The sequence below is a fragment of the Limosilactobacillus agrestimuris genome, from assembly GCF_943193105.1.
Classification (GTDB): Bacteria; Bacillota; Bacilli; order Lactobacillales; family Lactobacillaceae; genus Limosilactobacillus; species Limosilactobacillus agrestimuris.
In genome coordinates, this window is the sequence record NZ_CALPCW010000010.1 from 39966 (window position 1) to 61001 (window position 21036).

At 40.5% G+C, this 21036-nt stretch carries 17 protein-coding genes; all 17 read left to right on the plus strand.

The features are described 5' to 3' along the window. Nucleotides 1–70: 70 nt before the first annotated feature. The 17 genes from rny (at nt 71) to trxA (ending at nt 20991) form a co-directional block, all read left to right on the plus strand. Complete coding sequence (gene rny, locus NFR46_RS06975) at nt 71–1630, plus strand: ribonuclease Y (RefSeq protein ID WP_251576006.1); 1560 nt, start codon at nt 71–73, stop codon at nt 1628–1630. 213 nt (nt 1631–1843) lie between these two features. Then, nucleotides 1844–4489 carry a DNA mismatch repair protein MutS gene (gene mutS / locus NFR46_RS06980; protein ID WP_251575926.1) on the plus strand — a complete coding sequence of 882 codons (2646 nt, stop codon included), beginning with the start codon at nt 1844–1846 and terminating at the stop codon, nt 4487–4489. Between the two features lie 10 nt (nt 4490–4499). Next, the gene (mutL, locus tag NFR46_RS06985) at nt 4500–6491 is read left to right on the plus strand and encodes a DNA mismatch repair endonuclease MutL (RefSeq protein WP_251575932.1); all 1992 of its coding nucleotides are present in this window, start codon (nt 4500–4502) and stop codon (nt 6489–6491) included. A 17-nt stretch (nt 6492–6508) separates the two neighbouring features. Beyond that, nucleotides 6509–7111, plus strand: a complete 603-nt coding sequence (gene ruvA / locus NFR46_RS06990; RefSeq protein ID WP_251575933.1) for a Holliday junction branch migration protein RuvA — start codon at nt 6509–6511, stop codon at nt 7109–7111. A gap of 17 nt (nt 7112–7128) precedes the next feature. After that, nucleotides 7129–8145: a Holliday junction branch migration DNA helicase RuvB gene (ruvB, locus tag NFR46_RS06995; RefSeq protein WP_251575934.1), complete on the plus strand. Its 1017-nt coding sequence runs from the start codon at nt 7129–7131 to the stop codon at nt 8143–8145. A gap of 8 nt (nt 8146–8153) precedes the next feature. Then, nucleotides 8154–9176 (plus strand): tRNA-guanine transglycosylase, encoded by a 1023-nt coding sequence (locus tag NFR46_RS07000; RefSeq protein WP_251575936.1) that lies wholly within the window; start codon nt 8154–8156, stop codon nt 9174–9176. A 90-nt stretch (nt 9177–9266) separates the two neighbouring features. After that, complete coding sequence (gene yajC / locus NFR46_RS07005; RefSeq protein WP_251575938.1) at nt 9267–9725, plus strand: preprotein translocase subunit YajC; 459 nt, start codon at nt 9267–9269, stop codon at nt 9723–9725. A gap of 154 nt (nt 9726–9879) precedes the next feature. After that, entirely contained in the window at nt 9880–10788 is a 909-nt protein-coding gene (gene gnd, locus NFR46_RS07010) for a phosphogluconate dehydrogenase (NAD(+)-dependent, decarboxylating) (protein WP_191684287.1), read from the plus strand. Between the two features lie 235 nt (nt 10789–11023). Next, on the plus strand, nt 11024–11977 hold the full coding sequence (locus NFR46_RS07015) for a DHH family phosphoesterase (RefSeq protein ID WP_251575943.1): 954 nt from the start codon (nt 11024–11026) through the stop codon (nt 11975–11977). A gap of 16 nt (nt 11978–11993) precedes the next feature. Then, nucleotides 11994–13370, plus strand: a complete 1377-nt coding sequence (locus NFR46_RS07020) for a DEAD/DEAH box helicase (protein WP_251575946.1) — start codon at nt 11994–11996, stop codon at nt 13368–13370. Between the two features lie 258 nt (nt 13371–13628). Then, complete coding sequence (gene alaS, locus NFR46_RS07025) at nt 13629–16283, plus strand: alanine--tRNA ligase (RefSeq protein WP_251575948.1); 2655 nt, start codon at nt 13629–13631, stop codon at nt 16281–16283. Nucleotides 16284–16580: 297 nt separating this feature from the next. Continuing rightward, nucleotides 16581–16826 carry an IreB family regulatory phosphoprotein gene (locus NFR46_RS07030; RefSeq protein ID WP_191684323.1) on the plus strand — a complete coding sequence of 82 codons (246 nt, stop codon included), beginning with the start codon at nt 16581–16583 and terminating at the stop codon, nt 16824–16826. Further along, nucleotides 16823–17266, plus strand: coding sequence for a Holliday junction resolvase RuvX (ruvX, locus tag NFR46_RS07035; RefSeq protein ID WP_191684291.1), 444 nt, complete (start codon nt 16823–16825; stop codon nt 17264–17266). Before NFR46_RS07030 ends, ruvX begins: the two co-directional genes overlap by 4 nt. Before the next feature lie 11 nt (nt 17267–17277). Next, nucleotides 17278–17577, plus strand: coding sequence for a DUF1292 domain-containing protein (locus tag NFR46_RS07040; RefSeq protein ID WP_191684292.1), 300 nt, complete (start codon nt 17278–17280; stop codon nt 17575–17577). A gap of 91 nt (nt 17578–17668) precedes the next feature. Beyond that, on the plus strand, nt 17669–18196 hold the full coding sequence (locus tag NFR46_RS07045; protein WP_251575952.1) for a CvpA family protein: 528 nt from the start codon (nt 17669–17671) through the stop codon (nt 18194–18196). A 12-nt stretch (nt 18197–18208) separates the two neighbouring features. Then, nucleotides 18209–20587 carry an endonuclease MutS2 gene (locus tag NFR46_RS07050; protein ID WP_251575955.1) on the plus strand — a complete coding sequence of 793 codons (2379 nt, stop codon included), beginning with the start codon at nt 18209–18211 and terminating at the stop codon, nt 20585–20587. Nucleotides 20588–20673: 86 nt separating this feature from the next. Beyond that, nucleotides 20674–20991 carry a thioredoxin gene (gene trxA / locus NFR46_RS07055; protein ID WP_251575958.1) on the plus strand — a complete coding sequence of 106 codons (318 nt, stop codon included), beginning with the start codon at nt 20674–20676 and terminating at the stop codon, nt 20989–20991. Nucleotides 20992–21036: the final 45 nt, after the last annotated feature.

Below are 21036 nucleotides of genomic sequence, written 5' to 3' on the forward strand. Positions count from 1 at the left end.
TATCATACGGTTAAATTAAACTAATTAATTGAACCAATAATAAAAATATAGTGAAAGCGGAGGTGAAATGATGGAAGCTTTCGGCTTAGTTTTCGCCGCGCTTGCTATGGTTGTCGGTATTATTATTGGATATGCAATTCATAAGGTTTCTGTTGAGAAGCAACTTAAAGCTGCAAACCAAAGTGCAGACCAAATTCTTTCCACTGCAAAGCAGGATGCAGCGACGGCAAAAAAAGAGGCAATTTTAGAAGCCAAGGAAGAAAGCCATCGTTACCGGGAAAGTGTTGAACAAGAATTAAAGCAACGGCGAAGCGAAGTTCAAAAGCAAGAGGATCGGCTCTTGCAACGGGAAACATCATTGGATCGTAAGGATGATGCTTTAGAAAAACGTGAAGATGCCGTTGGTAAGCGAGAACACCAACTTGAACAACAAACAAATCAGTTAAAGTTATCCCAAGAAAAGGCTGATTCATTAATTGAAGAACGGCAACAAGAATTAGAAAAGGTTGCCCAATTATCCCATGATGAAGCTAAAAAGCAGGTCTTAGATCAAGTTAAGGAAGAGTTGAAGACTGAGCGTGCAATCATGATTCGTGATAGTGAACAGAATGCGGAATTAACTGCTGATAAGACAGCAAAGAAGTTAATTGTCGAAGCAATTCAACGGAGTGCAGCCGATGTTGTCTCCGAAGCTACCGTTTCCGTTGTTAATTTACCAAATGACGACATGAAGGGGAGAATTATTGGTCGCGAAGGTCGTAATATTCGGACCCTTGAAACATTGACCGGGATTGATTTAATTATTGATGATACTCCTGAAGCTGTTGTGTTAAGTGGGTTTGACCCGGTTCGACGTGAAATCGCTAAGATCGCGTTGGAGAAACTGATTCAGGATGGTCGGATCCATCCAGCAAGAATTGAAGAGGCTGTCGATAAGGCTCGCCAAGAAATGGACGCTAACCTCCGGGAAACCGGGGAACAAGCACTCTTTGATCTTGGAATTCACTCGATGCATCCTGATTTGATTAAGACGGTTGGTCGAATGAAGTACCGGACAAGTTATGGTCAAAATGTTCTAGATCACTCTATTGAGGTTGCTAAGCTTGCTGGAATAATGGCTGCTGAACTAGGTGAAGATGTAACCCTCGCTAAGCGTGCTGGCTTATTGCACGATATTGGAAAAGCAATTGATCATGAAGTTGATGGTTCACACGTTGAACTAGGTGTTGAATTAACTACGAAGTATAAGGAAAATAAGGTAGTTATTAATACGATTGCCTCACACCATGGTGACGTACCAGCTAAATCAGTAATTGCAGCTCTTGTTCAGGCTGCTGATGCTATTTCTGGTGCTCGTCCTGGTGCGCGGAGTGAATCACTTGAACAATATATTCAACGATTAAAGAAACTAGAAAGTATTGCAAATGACCATGATGGTGTCGATCATAGTTACGCAATTCAGGCAGGTCGTGAATTACGGGTAATTGTAAAGCCAAAGAAGATTTCTGATCTTCAAGCGACTGTTTTATCTCATGACATTAAGCATGAGATTGAACAAGAACTTGAATATCCAGGGCACATTAAGGTAACGGTTATCCGTGAAGTTCGTGCGATCGACTATGCAAAATAAATGTTAACTGAGGCATTTTAATATAGGAAAGAGACCGGGGATGCTCCTGGCCTCTTTCTTTATTTAAAAAAATAGCTAATACTGGAGTAATAGCTTTATTTTGTTTTTCACTTTCTTGCACTTGAATTATGCAAAAAATATAATAAGTAAAGTATAGTTGCGCGGAAAAAACGTTCTATTTATGTAGAGAGAAAATTTGTGGGGTGAAATTAGGTGGCAAAGAAAATGACGCCAATGATGGAACAGTACCAAAAGGTTAAGGATCAGTATCCGGATGCATTTTTATTTTATCGTTTAGGAGACTTTTATGAACTCTTTAACGATGATGCTGTTAAAGGTGCACAATTACTTGAATTAACTCTGACAACAAGAAATCATAGCGCAAAGAACCCGATCCCAATGTGTGGGGTTCCACATCGAGCAGTTAATAGCTATGTGGATGTCTTGATTGACAAGGGATATAAGGTTGCAATTTGTGAACAAATGGAGGATCCCAAGAAGGCCAAGGGGATGGTTAAGCGGGCAGTTACCCGGTTAATTACACCAGGGACCCAGATGGATTTAAATGGTGATCAAGCAAAGAACAATAATTACTTAGCTGGGATTATTCGTCAAGATGATCACTACTATTTAGCATATACTGACTTATCAACCGGTGAATTAAAGACCACTGATTTTTCAAGTGAAGATGAGACAATTAATGAGTTAATCAACTTGCAAAGTCGTGAAGTCGTCATTGATGATTCGGTTGAAGCTGATTTTAAACAACAATTAACTAAGCGTAATATTCTTCAATCGCACCAACCAGAAATTGTTAAGGGCGCTGAAGTAAGTTATTTAACCCAGGATTTAACTGATAGGGGGCAGCAAGCAGTTGTCTCACTTTTGGTTTCTTACCTGTTAACAACCCAAAAACGGTCACTTGCCCACTTACAAAAAGCAATTTCTTACCGGCCAAGTTCCTTTATGAAGATCGATCATTATTCTAAAACAAACCTTGAATTGATGACTAATATGAGAAGTGGTAAGCGTCAAGGAACGTTAGCTTGGTTGCTTGATGAAACTAAAACGGCAATGGGGAGTCGACTCTTAAAGCGGTGGCTCGATCGGCCGCTCATTGATCCTAAGCAGATTAGTGCCCGTCAGGATAAGGTTCAGGAACTTCTTGAACACTATTTTGAGCGCAATAATATCCAGCAAGAATTAATTAAGGTATATGATCTAGAGCGGCTTGCTGGACGTGTAGCATACGGAAGCGTTAATGGACGTGATCTGATCCAGCTTAAGACGTCGCTGCTCCAGGTCCCGAAGATTAAGTATACTTTGGAGACGCTTGATGCGCCTGCATTTGCTGACTTGGAAAAACAACTGGATCCACTAACTGATATTGCATCACTGATTGATAATTCGATTGTGGATGATCCACCAATTAGTGTAACTGAGGGTGGAGTAATCAAGGATGGTTACGATAAACAACTTGACGAATATCGGGATGCAATGAATAACGGTAAACAATGGATTGCTGACTTACAGGAGCAAGAGCGTAAGGTGACTGGGATTAATAACCTTAAGATTGGATATAACCATGTCTTTGGTTATTACATTGAAGTAACCAAGGTTAACCTCAGTAAAATTCCTCGTGATCGTTATGAACGAAAGCAAACATTAGTAAATGCGGAACGGTTCTCAACCCCTGAATTAAAAGAAAAGGAGGCATTGATTTTAGGTGCTCAGGAGAAGTCAACTGCGCTTGAATATGATGTTTTTGTTAAAATTCGGGAGAAAGTTAAAAAGCAAATTAAACGTTTACAAAGCCTAGCCAAAGCATTATCTGAATTAGATGTTTTACAAAGTTTTGCGGTAGTTAGTGAGGATTACCATTTTGTTCGTCCAGCAATGAATACGGGTCATGTGTTAAAGATCAAGGATGGTCGCCATCCCGTTGTTGAAAAGTTTATGGGACATCAGGAATATGTACCTAATGATGTTTTAATGGATGATTCTACTGATATTCTCTTAATTACTGGTCCTAACATGTCTGGTAAGAGTACTTATATGCGTCAATTGGCATTGACTGCGGTAATGGCACAGATGGGGTGTTTTGTTCCTGCTGAGCGGGCTGAATTACCGATTTTTGATCAGATCTTTACTCGAATTGGGGCAGCTGATGACTTAATTTCTGGTGAAAGTACCTTTATGGTTGAAATGATGGAAGCAAATAATGCTTTAGTCCACGCGACGGATCGAAGTTTAATCTTATTCGATGAAATTGGTCGGGGAACTGCTACTTATGACGGGATGGCACTTGCTCAAGCGATTATTGAATATATTCACGAGCATTTACGGGCGAAGACGCTTTTCTCAACTCACTACCATGAATTAACTGCGCTTGAAACACCCCTACCACGGTTAAAGAATGTCCACGTTGGAGCAACTGAAAAGAATGGGGAACTGGTCTTCCTTCATAAGGTTAGTACTGGTCCTGCTGATAAGTCATACGGGATTCACGTGGCTAAATTAGCAGGGATGCCAGATAAGTTGCTCAAACGTGCTGACCAAATCCTCAGTTCGTTAGAGAAGAAGGATGTAAAATTACCAACGATTTCTTCAACGGCTAATCAGGAAACGGAACCAAATAAGGTTAAAGAAAAGGCAGCTCAGCCACTGAAGCCGACAGTCACCGAACAGCCATTAGTCGATCCCAATGGTCAAATGGAACTATTTGGTACTCCTAAACCAAAGCCAAAGGATCCGGCTGCAACGAAGATTATTAAACAGTTAAAGAACCTCAACCTAATGGGGATGACTCCAATGGATGTGATGAACCAGATCTATCAATGGCAGCAAAAGTTAAAGTAAGGTGACGTAGATGGGAAAGATCCATGAATTAACAAATGTTTTAGCAGATCAGATTGCCGCCGGTGAAGTGATTGAACGCCCTGCATCGATTGTTAAGGAATTGGTAGAAAATTCTTTGGATGCTGATAGCAAGAGAATCGATATTATTGTTGAGAATTCTGGATTAGATAGCATTAGGGTAATTGATGATGGCTCGGGAATCGCTTCTGATGACGTAAAAATTGCGTTTAAGCGTCATGCTACCAGTAAAATTGCAACGCGACGGGATCTTTTTAAGGTAAAAACAATGGGCTTTCGGGGTGAAGCTTTACCAAGTATTGCTTCTGTTGCTGATGTTACTTTAACGACAGCAACTCCAGAAAGTACCAGTGGTTCTTTAATCCATATTCATGGTGGTGAATTGGTTGATTTAAAACCAGGGCCAGCACGTCAGGGAACTGATGTAGTCGTTCGTGAATTATTTTTTAATACCCCAGCCCGGTTAAAGTACCTCAAATCACCACAGACAGAATTAGCCCGAATTACTGATATCGTAAACCGATTGGCATTAGCTAACCCCCAAGTAGCGTTTAGCCTTACCCATAACAATAAGGAATTATTTCGAACCGCCGGAAATGATAATCTCCAACAGGTTGTGGCAGCTATTTATGGAATCCAAGTCGGCAAAAAGATGTTACCGTTTACGGGTGAAGATAATGATTTTCAGATTGATGGTTTAGTATCGTTACCTGAACTTACGCGAGCATCACGGCAATACATTACAATTACTATTAATCACCGTTATATTCGTAATTTTGAATTGACTAAGGCAATTATCAATGGTTATGAATCAAAGTTAATGGTTGGCCGCTACCCAATTGCTGTTCTTAATATTCAACTTGATCCGGTGTTGGTTGACGTCAATGTTCACCCAGCAAAACGGGAAGTACGGTTAAGCAAAGAATCAGAACTATCAGCATTAATCTCTAAAGTGGTTCGTCAGCGGATATCAATAGAAAATCTTATTCCTGATGTTGATGCTAACCAATTTATCCCGGATGAACCAGATGTGGATAATTTGGAGCACCAATTAAGTGAAGCCGCTAAGCAATACACAACTCCAAGTACTGCTTTTCATCCCCAGTCTTCAGCTACCGTAGTTAAAAATGGGGGACCAGCAGATACTGATGCTAGTGATAGTGTCGTTCGGGAACCCATTGTAATTCACAAAAAAGATGAATTAGCGAGTTCGCAAATGCAGGCATTCGACCAGCGGTATCAGGCTGAGGGGATTGCATACCCATTTGGAAGTCCAGATGAACAGGCACCGCAAAAACCTGTAAAAGCAGAAAATGTTGAGCTAGATGTTCAAGATAAGAGTGATCAAGCTAAGAAACGTTTTCCAAACTTACAGTATATCGGTCAGTTACAGGGAACCTTCCTATTAGCTCAGGCAAGTGATGGACTGTATATTGTTGATCAACATGCGGCACAGGAGCGGATTAATTATGAACGGTTCCGGAAAAAGATTGGTCAGGTAAGTGATGATCAACAAGCCTTTTTAGTACCGTTAGTTCTAAATTATTCAACGGTTGATACAATGACAATCACTCAGCATTTAGATGTGCTTGAAGCTGTTGGTCTCCATCTCGAATCGTTTGGTCCAAATAGCTTTATCCTGCGTTCCCATCCAATCTGGTTTGCGGAGGGGCAAGAAGAAGCAACCGCTAAGGAAATGATTGAGTGGTTAATTAATGATGGTAAAATCTCAGTCCATGATTTTCGTCAACGAACCGCAATCATGATGAGTTGTAAACGGGCGATTAAAGCCAATCACCACCTTGATGATCGTGAAGCAAAAGCACTTTTACAACGGCTGCCAAAATGTGAGAATCCCTTTAATTGTCCTCACGGGCGGCCTGTGACCGTGCACTTTAATGATCGAGATCTGGAAAAAATGTTTAAACGGATTCAAGATTCACATGTTCCGTTTGCTCAAGATTTTGATGAACACGAATTTTAAAAGAGGAGTACAAGAGAATGTATGAATACCTAACAGGATTGGTTACAATCATTAAGCCACGTTACATTGTAGTAGAGGTAAATGGAATTGGTTACCAGTTGCTAGTTGCTAATCCCTATCGTTACCATGTCGATAAGCAGGAGAAAGTGACAGTATATGTTTACCAGGCAGTTCGTGATGATGATATTTCACTTTTTGGCTTTAATGATGAGGATGAAAAACAACTTTTCTTGCAATTAATTAATGTTTCGGGAATTGGTCCCAAGAGCGCTTTAGCGATTTTGGCTAACCCGGATCATGATGGGTTGATTAATGCAATTGCAAATGATGATGTTAAGTATTTGACTAAGTTCCCAGGAATTGGTAAAAAGACCGCTTCGCAAATCTGCTTGGATCTTAAGGATAAGATTGAACGATTAACCACAACCGAAACGGATCTCTTCAAACCATTATCAACAGCCGAGTCAGCTGCTAATGATGCCTTGCAAGATGCACTAGAAGCATTAACTGCCTTAGGTTATAAGGAACGAGATGTTAAACGAATCAAGAAAGAATTAGAGAAAGAACCAGTAACTTCTACAGAAGAATACCTTCGCCATGCGTTAAGACTATTAAATTAAAGGAGGGTGGTTAAAGGATGGCAAACCAGGATGAACATGAAATTGTTTCTGGTGAGACAACAGGAAAGGAAGAGGCAGCAATTGAACTAACCCTTCGTCCACAAACACTAGTTGACTATATTGGCCAAGCAAAAATCAAGCACGAATTAAGTGTTTATATTAAGGCCGCTAAAGAACGTGAAGAAGCTTTGGATCATGTCCTTTTATATGGTCCACCAGGTCTAGGGAAAACTACCCTGGCGATGGTAATTGCAAATGAATTAGGAGTAAACATTAAAACCACCAGTGGTCCGGCGATTGAGAAGCCAGGTGATTTGGTTGCTCTGTTAAATGAACTAAAACCAGGTGATGTTTTGTTTATTGATGAAATTCACCGGTTACCAAAAGTGGTTGAAGAAATGCTATATTCTGCCATGGAGGATTACTATATTGATATTGTGATTGGTGAAGGACCAACAGCCCATCCTGTTCATTTTCCTTTACCGCCATTCACCTTAATTGGGGCTACTACGCGTGCCGGGATGTTGTCTGCACCATTGCGGGATCGTTTTGGAATTGTGGAGCACATGAACTACTATAACCAGGATGAATTAACTAAGATTATTTTTCGTTCTGCTAAAATTTTCCAAACCAAAATTGAGGATGAAGGTGCTCACGAATTAGCCCTTCGCTCTCGGGGAACGCCACGGATTGCTAACCGACTATTAAAACGGGTGCGTGACTTTGCCCAGGTTGCGGGAAAAGGTTCAATTGATTCGGTTAGTGTTCAACGGGCACTTAAATTGCTTCAGGTTGATGATCAGGGACTTGATGAGATTGACCGGAAACTTCTGCTAACAATGATCAACTACTATAATGGCGGACCAGTTGGCCTAAAAACGATTGCTGCTAATATTGGTGAAGAAAAATCAACCATTGAAGAAATGTATGAGCCATACCTTCTCCAGATTGGTTATTTAACAAGAACGGCACGGGGACGAATGGTGACTGCAGCAGCCTATAAGCATTTAGGCTTAGAGTACCCAACAAAGTGAGGCAGGCAATGAGTAAATATTTTGAAATTGAGCGTTCTAAGAATGGTTTGCGGGCCGGAAAGTTGGTCCTCGATGATTTCCAGTTAGCAACGCCATTACTTGTTCATTCAGGAAGGGTAAACCATTACTTGCTTCCCAAACAAGTCTGGGAAACAAACACGCGGGCCCTGTATTATGATCCAATTATTTTTGCAGAGGAATTGGGTAAAAAGCAGTTAAGTGACTTACCTAATTTACGTCAATTGTTCGCCTGGAAAGGGGCATTGTTTACCACTTCTGGAGCAGACGAAATAGCAAAATTAGCTAAACCACGAGGGTATAAAGCTAATGGGGTTAATTTTCGTTTACCAAATGAAGGACAGTTAATAAGCCTATCCCCTAAAGAAGCGCTTCAGCTACAAGAACATTTAGGAACCGATATAAGTGAACAACTTTATCGGGCGGTTGATTATTATGCGCCAGTTGATGACTTAACTGCCGGAGTAGGATTGACTAATCGGTGGGCTATTAACGCTGATAATTCACTCTTCCCGGTCACGGGCGGTGGATTAAAGGAGCTTCATCGCAAGAGCCTTGTTTCATTAGAGGGACAGTTTGGCTACCGAATTACCCAGACAGAACAGATTGACACGATTACGGAAGCAAAACGCAATCTTTCAACTATTATAAAAATGCTACCATCTGAAAGCCTTCGGGTAACTAAGGTCAAGGCTAATCTTGAGCAAGTAGTAGCTGCATTGTCTGCAGGAATTGATGTTATTTATTCTGACGTTGCTGTTCATGAGGCAGTAATGGGGAATGTATTGGTAGCTGATGGAAAACGGCTTAACTTTGATCATGCCCACTTTGCTAATGACTGGGGACCAGTTGATCAAAATTGTGGTTGTCCCGTATGTACTAGTCATTATTCACGGGCATTCCTTCATTACCTTGCAAAAACTGATTCGCCACAATATTTGAATTTGATTTTGGAACATAATTTATTTTGGCTTAATCAATTTATTATTAAGTTTCGTTCCCAGATTAATTGATTTAGGCCACTATTCTCTCTAGGTATGTAGCTTTTTACCGTGTTTTTTGTTACAGTTAAACTTGAAGAATTTTGAAGGGATGGATATTCAGTGAACGGGTTAAACTTTTTAAACCTCGGTGCTGCATCAAACAGTGCCAGCAGTTATTCTGGAATGATTTTGATCATTCTGATGATTGCTTTAATGTATTTCTTTATGATTCGCCCACAACAAAAGCAACGGAAGCAACATCAAGATATGATGAGTCAGTTGCACAAGGGTGATGAAGTTGTCACTATTGGTCGGATGCACGGGAAGATTGATTCAATTAACCGTGAAGACCGGACAGTTACTTTAGACTGTGAAGGAATTTACTTAACCTTTGATATGGTTGCAATTGCGCGGGTTGTTAAGCCTGCTGCTGATGCAGAAGATAAGGCTGAAAGTAAGGAAACCAAGGAATCATCTGAAAAGGCTGAAGCTAGCTCAGATGCAAAAGAAGAGCTAGCTGCATCTGATTCTGCCAAGAGTGAAGCACCAGCATCAGATGCTGATAATGACGAAAAGTAATTGACACGTTTGGCAAAACGTGGGACACTTTTAAAGAATGTTATTGCAAGCCTTTTAGTTTGCAATTTCATAATGGTAATAATTGATTACCATTATTACTATTGAGTGTTGCATTTTCGCTCATCACGACTGTAAAACAGGAGGGAATTTTAGAATGCAAATTGGATTGATTGGTTTAGGTAAGATGGGGATTCACCTTGCCCAAAACATGATGAACAATGGTAACGATGTTGTTGCCTTTGATTTAAGCAAGGACCTTGTTGACGAAGCAGGTTCTTACGGTGCTACTAAGGCTTACAGCTTGGAAGAAATGGTTTCTAAGCTTGACAAGCCTCGTACAGTTTGGGTAATGGTTCCTGCTGGTAAGCCAACTGACGAAACCATGGACAAGTTAGCTGAATTACTTGATGCCGATGACGTTGTTATTGACGGTGGTAATACTTTCTGGAAGGATTCTATGCGTCACAACCGCATGTTTACTGAAAAGGGTATTCACTACTTCGACTGCGGTTCCTCCGGTGGTTGGAAGGGTGCCCTTAAAGACGGTAACTTCATGATCGGTGGGGATGACAAGGAAGTCTTTGACGAACGTCTTGCCCCACTTTACGATGGTATCGCTGAAAAGGACGGTTACCTTTACACTGGTAAGGCTGGTTCAGGTCACTACCTTAAGATGGTTCACAACGCTATCGAATACGGTATGATGGAAGCAATTGGTGAAGGTTTCGAAATCCTTGAAGCTTCTGACTTTGATTACGATAACGCTGCTGTTTCTAAGATGTGGAACCATGGTTCAGTTATCCGTTCATGGCTGATGGAATTGGCTCAAGAAGCCTTTGAAAAGGATCCACACCTTGATAAGATTGCTGGTCGGATGCACAGTTCTGGTGAAGCTCACTGGACTTTGATGGATGCAATGGACAAGCATGTTCCAGCTCCAGTTATTTACGAAGCATTGAGTGCTCGTTTCCGTTCAATGCAAGATGACAGCTTCGATGGTAAGGTTGTTTCTGCATTGCGGAATGGTTTCGGTGGCCACGCAATGGACAAGGCTAAGAAGTAAACCATTTAAATACTAATAATAAAACGGAAAGGATGATATGGAGTTGTCCACGATTTTATATTAGGCCTTTCCTCTTTTATAAATGGGTCTAGGTATTCATAAGTGAGTGCCTAGACTCATTTTTATATAGTAAACCTAGACTTTTAATTGCTTTGTCGATAGAATTAATGTTTTAATCGAACTAGTTAGCAGTGATATAATTTAAAAAGCATTAATTTAGAAACGGAGATACAACATGGCTGATCAATTAGAAGCAATTCTTGAACAAATAAAAAAATATAATAAGATCATTATCCACCGTCACCAACGTCCCGATCCGGATGCAATTGGCTCACAGACTGGTTTAGCTGAGATTATCAAAGCTTCTTTCCCGTATAAGCAAGTTTACATTGTCGGAAAAGATATTCCTGGTCTAGATTGGATTGGACAAATGGATGATATTGAAGGGCAAGTGTTTGACGATGCATTAGTAATTGTTACTGATACGGCAAATGCTCCGCGGATTGATGATCGTCGGTTTGATAATGGTGATGAGTTAATTAAGATTGATCACCACCCTAATGATGAACCATATGGTGATCTAATGTGGGTTGAACCTGAAGCATCAAGTTGTTCGGAAATGATCTACTCCTTTTATCAACACTTTGCAAAGGAATTAAAGTTACCGAAGAAGGCTGCTTCAGCACTTTATGCGGGTATCATTGGGGATACTGGACGGTTCTTGTATCCTGCTACTACTCCACGAACAATGTTGGTTGCAGGCGCACTAATGGCAGCTGGTGCCGATGCTGCGGCAATTAGCCAGCGGGAAAATGAAATTTCAGAACCGGTTGCTCGTTTATCCGCCTATGTTTATGAGAACCTAACGATTAATAATAGTGGTGCTGCTTATATTATTTTAGATAATGATACCTTAGCTAAATTTGGGATTGCTGAATCTGGTACATCTGCTGTTGTTTCACTTCCAGGAAGGATTCAAGATGTCCTTGCCTGGGCAATCTTTGTAGAGCAGGAAGATGGTCACTTTAGAATTCGGTTACGCTCAAAAGGACCAGTTATTAATGAACTCGCCAAGCAGCATGATGGTGGTGGTCACCCCTTAGCAAGTGGTGCAAAGGCAGCTAATCGTGATGAAATTGAACAAGTTGTTAAAGAATTAGATACGTTAGTAAGTAAATACCAAAAATAAGGAAGGGAGGCCAATAATGAGCCAACAAAAAACATTTGCAGATTTTAAATTACAACCGTATTTATTAGATGCTATTAAGGAGATTAATTTTCATCAGCCAACTCCAGTTCAGGAGAAGGTAATTCCGTTAATCTTAAAGGGGGAAAGTGTTGTTGGGCAATCAGCAACTGGTAGTGGGAAAACGCATGCTTTCCTCTTGCCAATTTTTTCTCAATTGGATCCAAATCAGCATGAAGTTCAAGCTGTGATTACTACTCCAAGTCGGGAGCTAGCCTACCAAATTTATGCTGCCGCTAAACAATTAAATAAGCATTTACCAACGCCAGTAACAATTCATAATTATGTTGGTGGAACGGATAAGCAACACCAAATTGAACAATTAAAACGTCAGCAGCCACAACTAGTAATTGGGACACCAGGACGGGTACTAGACTTGGTCAAAAGTCAGGCTCTTGATATCCATACTGCTACTAAGTTTGTTGTTGATGAGGCTGATATGACCCTTGATATGGGATTCTTGGATCAGGTTGATCAAATTGCAAGTCGTTTCCCAGATGATTTACAAATGATGGTCTTTTCTGCAACAATTCCGCAAAAGCTCCGACCATTTTTAAAGAAATATATGGAGAATCCAGTAATGGAAGAAATTCCAACGGAAACGGTGATCAATCCTGATGTTAAGAACTGGTTAATGTCAACTAAGGGTCGCGATAAGAACCAGTTGATTTACCAGTTGCTCACGATGGGGGAACCCTACTTGGCTTTAGTCTTTGCTAATACTAAGGAACGTGCAATTGAGCTTGCCCGTTACTTAGGTGAACAGGGGTTAAAAGTTGCTTTGATTCATGGAGGTCTGGAGGCACGTCGCCGGAAACGAACGATGCGTCAGATTCGTGATCTCAATTTTCAATATGTAGTAGCGACAGATTTAGCCGCGCGGGGAATTGATATTGATGGGGTTTCTTTAGTAATCAATGATGATATCCCGAGTGATCTCGAATACTTTATCCACCGTGTTGGGCGGACTGGTCGAAATGGAATGACCGGGACTGCAATTACTCTTTATGCACCTTCTGAAGATGACTTAATTGCTAAGTTAGAAGAGCGGGGAATTAAGTTTGTACCAAAAGAAATTCGTCATGGCCGAATCGTAACCACCCACGACCGTAACCGGCGACAAAACTATAGTCGGCGGCAAGCTAAACTTGATCCAACGATGAAGGGCTTTGTAAAGAAAACGAAGAAGAAGGTTAAACCTGGTTACAAGAAACGGATTAAGCGAGCAATCCGTGAAGATGAACAACAGAAACGGAAGCTTGAATTACGGCATAAAATTCGTAAGGCTAAGCGGGCTCGTCAACGGCAACACCGACGGGAACGAAATAGCCGTTGATCTTGAAACCATAATTAGTTATAATATGACTCGTTTGGGACATACCATTTAAATCTTAGATTGCAGAGACAACTGGGTTGGTGTGACAGTTGAAAGAGGTTTAAGTGGGGCTACCCATACGAAAAATTTGATATTGAACTTGCCTTAGGGTAAGAAATAAGAGGTTAACGAAATCCATCGTTGCAATCAGAGTGGTACCGCGTCAGTTCGGCGTCTCTGAAAGCAGGGATGGATTTTGTTTTTTGAAAGGGAGATATTATGAAGCAGTTAAAGAAGCTGAATAGTGCTCAAGTACGACGGATGTACTTGAAGTTCTTTGAAAAACACGGCCACAAGATTATGCCAAGCGCTTCCCTTGTCCCGGTTAATGATCCAACATTATTGTGGATTAATTCCGGTGTTGCAACAATGAAGAAGTACTTTGACGGAAAAGTTGTTCCTGAAAATCCACGGATGACTAGTTCACAAAAGAGTATCCGGACCAACGATATTGAAAATGTTGGTAAGACCGCTCGTCACCATACTATGTTTGAAATGCTTGGTAACTTCTCAGTTGGTGATTACTTTAAGAATGAAGTTATTCCATGGGCATGGGAATTATTAACCAGTGATGATTGGTTTGGCTTTGATCCAGAACGACTTTACATTACCTACTATCCAAAGGATCACGATGCTTATAATAAGTGGCGTGAAGTTGGTGTCGCTAAGGATCACTTGATTCCTGATGAAGATAACTTCTGGGATATTGGTCAGGGTCCTTCTGGTCCAGATACTGAAATTTTCTATGATCGGGGTCAAGAATTTAATAATTTGGCTGACGATGATCCAGAAAATTACCCGGGTGGCGAAAATGAACGTTACCTTGAAATTTGGAACATTGTGTTCAGTCAATTTAACCACACTCCTGAAGATACTTATGAACCACTCCCTCATAAGAACATTGATACGGGGATGGGCCTTGAACGGGTAGTTTCGATCTTTGAAAATGCACCAACTAACTTTGAAACTGACCTCTTTATGCCATTGATTAAGCAAACTGAAGAATTTAGTGGTAGTAAGAAGTACGCTGAGAATAAGGAAGACGACATCCAATTCAAGATCATCGCTGATCACATTCGGACGATTACCTTTGCAATTGGTGATGGTGCACTTCCTTCAAACATTGGTCGAGGATACGTTATTCGGCGGTTACTTCGGCGTGCCGTTGTTGCCGGAAAGAAACTGGGAATCGATGAACCATTTCTTGCTAAGATGGTCCCAACCGTTGGTAAGATCATGGAAGATTACTACCCAGATGTCCTTGAAAATGCTGACTACATTGCATCAGTTATTAAGTCTGAAGAAGACCGCTTTAGCGCAACCTTAAATGGTGGCCTTAACCTCTTAAACAATGTGATTGCTAATGCTAAGCAAGATGGTACTAATGAAATTGATGGACGGACTGCTTTCAAACTTTACGATACTTACGGCTTCCCGATTGAACTAACTAAGGAATATGCTAGTGATGAAGGCTTAAGTGTTGATGAAAAAGGCTTCCAAGCTGCAATGACTGAGCAACAAAACCGGGCCCGGAATGCTCGTGACATGGATAACGGGATGGGGGTTCAAACCGATCTATGGACTGACTTCAAGGAAGACAGTAAGTATGTTGGTTATACCGACTTAACCGTTGATAATGCTAAGGTAATTGGCTTGGCTCATGATGGTAAGCAAGCTGATGAAGCCCAACCAGGTGATAAGAACATTGAAGTGATCTTTGATACAACACCATTCTATGCGGAAATGGGTGGCCAAGTTGCTGATACTGGTGACATTATTGATAATTACGGGAAGAAAGTTGGTCGGGTTGTTGATGTTCAATATGCTCCTAACCAGCAGAACCTTCACCGGGTTGAATTGAATGAGCCATTGAAGAAGGGTGCTCGTTATAAACTCGTTGTTGATCGGATCCGTCACTTAAAGATTGAAAAGAACCACACTGCAACTCACTTGCTCGATCAAGCACTTCGGAACGTTCTTGGTGGTCATACTCAACAAGCTGGTTCACTAGTTGAAGAACATTACTTACGGTTTGATTTTAACCACTTTGGTCAAGTTACTGCTAAGGATCTCAAGGCAGTTGAACAAATGGTTAACGAACAAATCTGGAAGGAAATTCCGGTTAAGACCGTTGAAACTGATATTGATTCTGCTAAGGAAATGGGAGCAATTGCCCTCTTCTCCGATAAGTACGGTGATAAGGTTCGGGTTGTAAAGATCGGTGATTATAACACCGAGTTCTGTGGTGGAGACCATGTCAAGAATACAAACGAACTTGGCCTTTTCAAGATTATTTCTGAAGGAGGAGTAGGTGCTGGTGTTCGGCGGATTGAAGCTGTAACCTCAAGCGATGCCTTTAAGTTCCTTCAAGATCGTGATGACCTTCTTAATGAAGTTGCTACTGACTTGAAGGTTGCCCAAATTAAGGAAGTTCCTCACCAAGTAGAAGCATTACAAAGTGACCTTAAAGAAGCACAAAAGCAAAGTGAAACTCTCCAAGCAAAGATTGCTGCCCAACAAGCTAATAGTGTCTTTGAAAATGTTCAAAAGACTCAAGGTGGAAGTTTGATTGCTGCTGAGGTTCAGGTTGCTGGAATGGGTCAATTACGTCAATTGGCTGATAGCTGGCGTGCTAAGAATCTTTCAGATGTCCTTGTTCTCGGAACTGCTAATGATGGCAAGGCCAACTTATTGGTTGCTGTTAGTGATGATAAGGTTAAGGATGGCCTCAAAGCTGGTGACCTTATTAAGGCGATTGCTCCTGCTATTAATGGTGGCGGTGGTGGTCGGCCAAACCTTGCTCAAGCTGGTGGAAAGAAGCCTGAAGGAATCAAGGATGCATTGAAGCAAGCAGCCGATTACTTAAATAAATAATAAAAATATTTTGTCTTTACTTTAATTGAATTATTATGGTGAAGTCTTAGATTAGAATATGGGAGAAGTTATTTACGGCTTCATTTTCATATTCCGCATAAATAATTGGGCTCCGGAGTTTGGATTTTCCGTACTTTGGAGCCCAATTTGTATAATTGTCTCTGGACTAGGGAAATAAGTTTGGATCATGATCTATTTTTCATGCTAGTGAATTGTGATTTATCGGTGATTATAGTAAAATTAGACTATGAATAGTCACTGGAGGTGACAAGTGTGTCAGGGAATAATGATAAGACAATGTTTTTTGATTTTGGCCAAAACAGCCAAGAGGATATTAAACAAACATTAAAGACCGTTTATGAAGCACTAGAAGAAAAGGGATATAACCCAATTAACCAAATTGTTGGCTACCTTCTTTCAGGAGATCCAGCATATATCCCACGTTTAAATGATGCCCGGAACTTAATCCGTCAGCATGAACGTGATGAAATTATTGAAGAGTTAGTTCGGTCATACCTTAAGAATAATGGGGAAACCAAATGAGATTATTAGGGTTAGATGTCGGTTCTAAAACCGTAGGAATTGCAGTTAGTGATCCACTGGGATGGACCGCTCAGGCAGTTGAGATTATCCCTATTAATGAAGACGAGGAAGTCTTTGGAATTGACCGGGTTGCCGAAATCGTCAAGCAAAAACAAGTTGCGGGATTTGTGATCGGTTTACCCAAGAACATGAATAATACTGAGGGCCCACGTGTTGAGGCTTCTCATCATTATGGTGAGTTGCTTAAGAAGCGTTTCCCATCGATTCCCATTGATTTTCAAGATGAACGGTTAACAACTGTAGAAGCTCACCGGATGTTAGTTGAGGAAGCTGATATCTCTCGGGCTAAGCAGAAAAAAGTTATTGATGAAGTGGCGGCTACTTTTATTTTGCAAAGTTATTTAGATCGACACGGAAAACTTGTCCAAAAATTGAAATGAGGTAAAAATTAATGAGTAAGCAACAAAATACGGATGATCAAATGATTACTCTGATTGATGAAAATGGTAATGAACAGCTCTTTAAGGAGCTTTTTACCTTTGATTCAGATGATTGGGGTAAATCGTACATCTTCATTTATCCAGCTGAACAAGAAAATGATGACTCAGTAGATATTCAAGCTTACGCTATTGCCGATAATCAAGATGGTGATGGTGAAGATTTGGTACCAATTGAAGATGATAAAGAATGGGATATGGTTGAAGAAGTTTTAAATACTTTCTTGGATAATGATGGTAACTTTAAAGCTTAATTTAACTTTATTCTAAAAAGGCTGGGATGTGACTAGTTCACGATCCCAGTCTTTTGATTTGGTTTACCTATTTTAAATAGGGGATAGGCAATTGATTCTTTCAACTATTATTTTATTATTACTACTAATAAGTGTTATTCGTGGTTACCGAATTGGCTTATTATCAATGGTAATTTCCGTTTTGACATATTTTATTAGCTATTTTGGTGCTAAATACTTGGCCCCGCTGACTGGAAATTGGCTAATGAGCCTTTTCCCTGAGATTAATCATAGTACAGCAATTTCAGGAGAAAGCCTCGCAAGTTTAAACCTTAACCAATTCTTTTATCGCGGAATTGCATTTATTATCAGTTTTACAGTTTTAACGATGATTATTAGGGTGCTATTGCGTCGGCTAAAATGGTTAGCAAGGTTACCTATCTTGGGAACCATTGATCGCTGGATTGGTGCGGCAATTGATCTGATCATTTGTTATGTAATTATCTTCATCGTACTTATGGTATTTCAGTTATATCCTGCGGAATGGTGGCAAGTCCAGCTAGCTAATTCGGAAGTTGCCCAATTAATTATTAAGGAAACACCATTTTTAACTCAAACGGTTATTAATCTTTTAGGTTAGAAAGGAAAAAAGATGGATCAAAAAACAATTTCAACAATGGAATTTGATCAAATTAAGCATGGATTAGGACGCTATCTTGTATCTGCTTCGGGTAAGCGAGAATTAGTAGCATTAACACCATCAGCTGACTATGATCAAATTCAATATTGGTTAAATGAAACGACAGACGGTGCTGATATTTTACGGTTAACAGGTGGTATTCCAATTCCAAAGTTAAAAAATATTCAGCCTCAGTTGAAGCGATTGCGGATTAATGCAAACCTAAACGGAACGGAGCTTGCACAAATTACTAAGGTTCTTCAGACAAGTATGAGTGTGAAAAACTTCTTTACAGAGTTTAAGGAACAGCAAAAGTTTGAGCTTCGGGTAATTAATGATGCAGTCCAACAGTTAATAACGATTCCTTCGGTAACTAAGCGACTAATTCAGTCAATTGATCCCGATGGGCGGGTTACTGATGAAGCTTCAACCAAGCTTCATGGGATTCGCCGTCTAATTGCCAAAACAGAAACAGAGATTCACCACCAGATGGAGCGTTTTACTCAAGGAAAAAATGCTAAGTACCTTAGTGATGCGATTGTAACCGTCCGGAATGACCGTTACGTTGTTCCTGTATTGGCCCGTTACCGGAATAAGTTTGGTGGGGTCGTTCATGATCAAAGTGCAAGTGGGCAAACATTATATATTGAGCCTGCAGCAGTTGTTGAATATAATAACCGTCTTCGCCAAGCACAGGTAGAGGAGAAACAGACGATTTTAGAAGTATTAGCCGAGTTATCAAGCCTTATTTCGCCCTACCAAGATGAAATTAAGGAAAATGCGAAGATTTTAGGGCACTTAGACTTTATTAACGCTAAAGCACGGTATGCGCGAGATCACCAAGATAGTTTGCCATTATTAAGTGCGGATAACCAGGTTATTATTCGTCGGGCTCGTCACCCGTTGATTGATCCACAGAAAGTCGTTGCTAATGATATTAAAATTGGTGATGAATATAAGGCGATTGTGATTACTGGTCCAAATACGGGTGGTAAGACAATCACCCTTAAAACTTTTGGCCTAATTCAAATGATGGGACAGGCAGGCTTATTTATTCCAGCCCAAGAAGGAAGTACCATTGCGGTCTTTGATAATATCTATGCTGATATTGGTGATGAACAATCCCTTGAACAAAATCTTAGTACTTTTTCTGGTCATATGGAAAATGTGAAGTCAATTCTTGAACGAATTACTGACCGGAGTTTAGTTCTTCTTGATGAATTGGGTGCCGGAACAGATCCTAAAGAAGGGGCTGCCTTGGCGATGTCAATTTTAGATTATATTGCTAGTAAGGACAGTACGGTCGTAATTACAACTCACTATCCTGAATTAAAGGTTTATGGTTATGAGCGGTCCAAAACGATTAATGCTAGTATGGAATTTGATCAGGAAACCCTCAAGCCAACTTATCATTTGCTTTTAGGAATTCCGGGACGTTCAAATGGGGTAGAAATTGCTCAACGGCTAGGAATTAATGAAACAATTATCACAGAATCAAAATCCTTAGTGAGTGAGGATAGCCAGGATCTGAACCAAATGATTGGTGAATTAGTTGAACAGCGAAAGGCCGCCCGTGAGGAGAAGGAGCGGTTACAGAAGTTACTGGCGGCAAACCAGAAAAAACAAGCTGAGTTAATAACAAAATTGGATCGGTTTAATGAGCAACGGGACTCCTTATTAGCAAAGGCCCGGAATGAGGCCAATCATGAGGTGTCAGTAGCCAAGAAAAAGGCAGACCAGATAATTCATCACTTGCGTCAGCTAGAAATTAGCCAAGCTGGCAACGTTAAGGAAAACGAGTTAATTGATGCGCAGGGGGCATTAAACGCTCTTCACCGGGAAGACCCTCGTCTAAAGCGAAATACCGTATTACGACGGGCAAAGGAAAAACACGACCTTCATGTTGGGGATGCAGTCCTTGTTAAGTCCTATGGTCAACAAGGAGAGTTACTCTCCAAGCGTGGTAAGCATAAGTGGGAAGTTCAGATTGGAATTCTCCGGATGGAAATTGACGAAAATGATCTCGAAAAGATTAGTCACAAGCAGTTAAGAAAGGAAGAACGGGCAAAGGAAAAGGTTGGTTCTGGAGTCCGGACAACACAAACTCGTCATACCAGTGCCCGGCTTGATCTCCGGGGACACCGCTATGAACAAGCAATGAGTGAATTATCGGCCTTTATCGACCATGCATTGCTGAATAACCTTTCGAGTGTAACGATTATCCACGGTAAGGGAACGGGAGCCTTACGGAAGGGAACTCAAGAATACCTTCGTTCTAATCCGCGTGTAAAATCGTTTGACTATGCAGCACCAAATAATGGTGGTGACGGGGCAACAATAGTTAATTTGTAAAAGACTTTTGAAAAGTAAGCATATTATCTGACAAGTACCCTAGATTCTGCTACACTATGGATAAATCAATTGAGGAGGAATTTGATATGACTGTTAAAGTAACAACTGATCAAACCTTTGAACAAGATACTGCTACTGGATTAAGTTTAACTGACTTTTGGGCAACCTGGTGCGGCCCTTGTCGAATGCAATCACCAGTAATTGAAAACTTATCTGAAGAAATGCCTAATGTTCATTTCACTAAGATGGATGTTGATCAGAATCGTGAAGTTCCTCAAGAATTTCAAATTATGAGTATTCCAACCTTATTGATCAAAAAAGATGGTCAGATAGTTGATAAGATTGTTGGTTATCATTCAAAAGAACAATTGAAACAATTGCTAGAACAATATGAAAATGACTAGATTAAAAGAGAGGGTGAGAAACGAAATGTTTTTTCACCCTCTCTT

Bases quoted from the DNA above. Each gene is read 5' to 3' on its own strand.
- rny (WP_251576006.1), top strand. From the start codon at position 71: ATGGAAGCTTTCGGCTTAGTTTTCGCCGCGCTTGCTATGGTTGTCGGT.
- mutL (WP_251575932.1), top strand. From the start codon at position 4,500: ATGGGAAAGATCCATGAATTAACAAATGTTTTAGCAGATCAGATTGCC.
- ruvA (WP_251575933.1), top strand. From the start codon at position 6,509: ATGTATGAATACCTAACAGGATTGGTTACAATCATTAAGCCACGTTAC.
- ruvB (WP_251575934.1), top strand. From the start codon at position 7,129: ATGGCAAACCAGGATGAACATGAAATTGTTTCTGGTGAGACAACAGGA.
- NFR46_RS07000 (WP_251575936.1), top strand. From the start codon at position 8,154: ATGAGTAAATATTTTGAAATTGAGCGTTCTAAGAATGGTTTGCGGGCC.
- gnd (WP_191684287.1), top strand. From the start codon at position 9,880: ATGCAAATTGGATTGATTGGTTTAGGTAAGATGGGGATTCACCTTGCC.
- NFR46_RS07015 (WP_251575943.1), top strand. From the start codon at position 11,024: ATGGCTGATCAATTAGAAGCAATTCTTGAACAAATAAAAAAATATAAT.
- NFR46_RS07020 (WP_251575946.1), top strand. From the start codon at position 11,994: ATGAGCCAACAAAAAACATTTGCAGATTTTAAATTACAACCGTATTTA.
- alaS (WP_251575948.1), top strand. From the start codon at position 13,629: ATGAAGCAGTTAAAGAAGCTGAATAGTGCTCAAGTACGACGGATGTAC.
- NFR46_RS07030 (WP_191684323.1), top strand. From the start codon at position 16,581: ATGTTTTTTGATTTTGGCCAAAACAGCCAAGAGGATATTAAACAAACA.
- ruvX (WP_191684291.1), top strand. From the start codon at position 16,823: ATGAGATTATTAGGGTTAGATGTCGGTTCTAAAACCGTAGGAATTGCA.
- NFR46_RS07040 (WP_191684292.1), top strand. From the start codon at position 17,278: ATGAGTAAGCAACAAAATACGGATGATCAAATGATTACTCTGATTGAT.
- NFR46_RS07050 (WP_251575955.1), top strand. From the start codon at position 18,209: ATGGATCAAAAAACAATTTCAACAATGGAATTTGATCAAATTAAGCAT.
- trxA (WP_251575958.1), top strand. From the start codon at position 20,674: ATGACTGTTAAAGTAACAACTGATCAAACCTTTGAACAAGATACTGCT.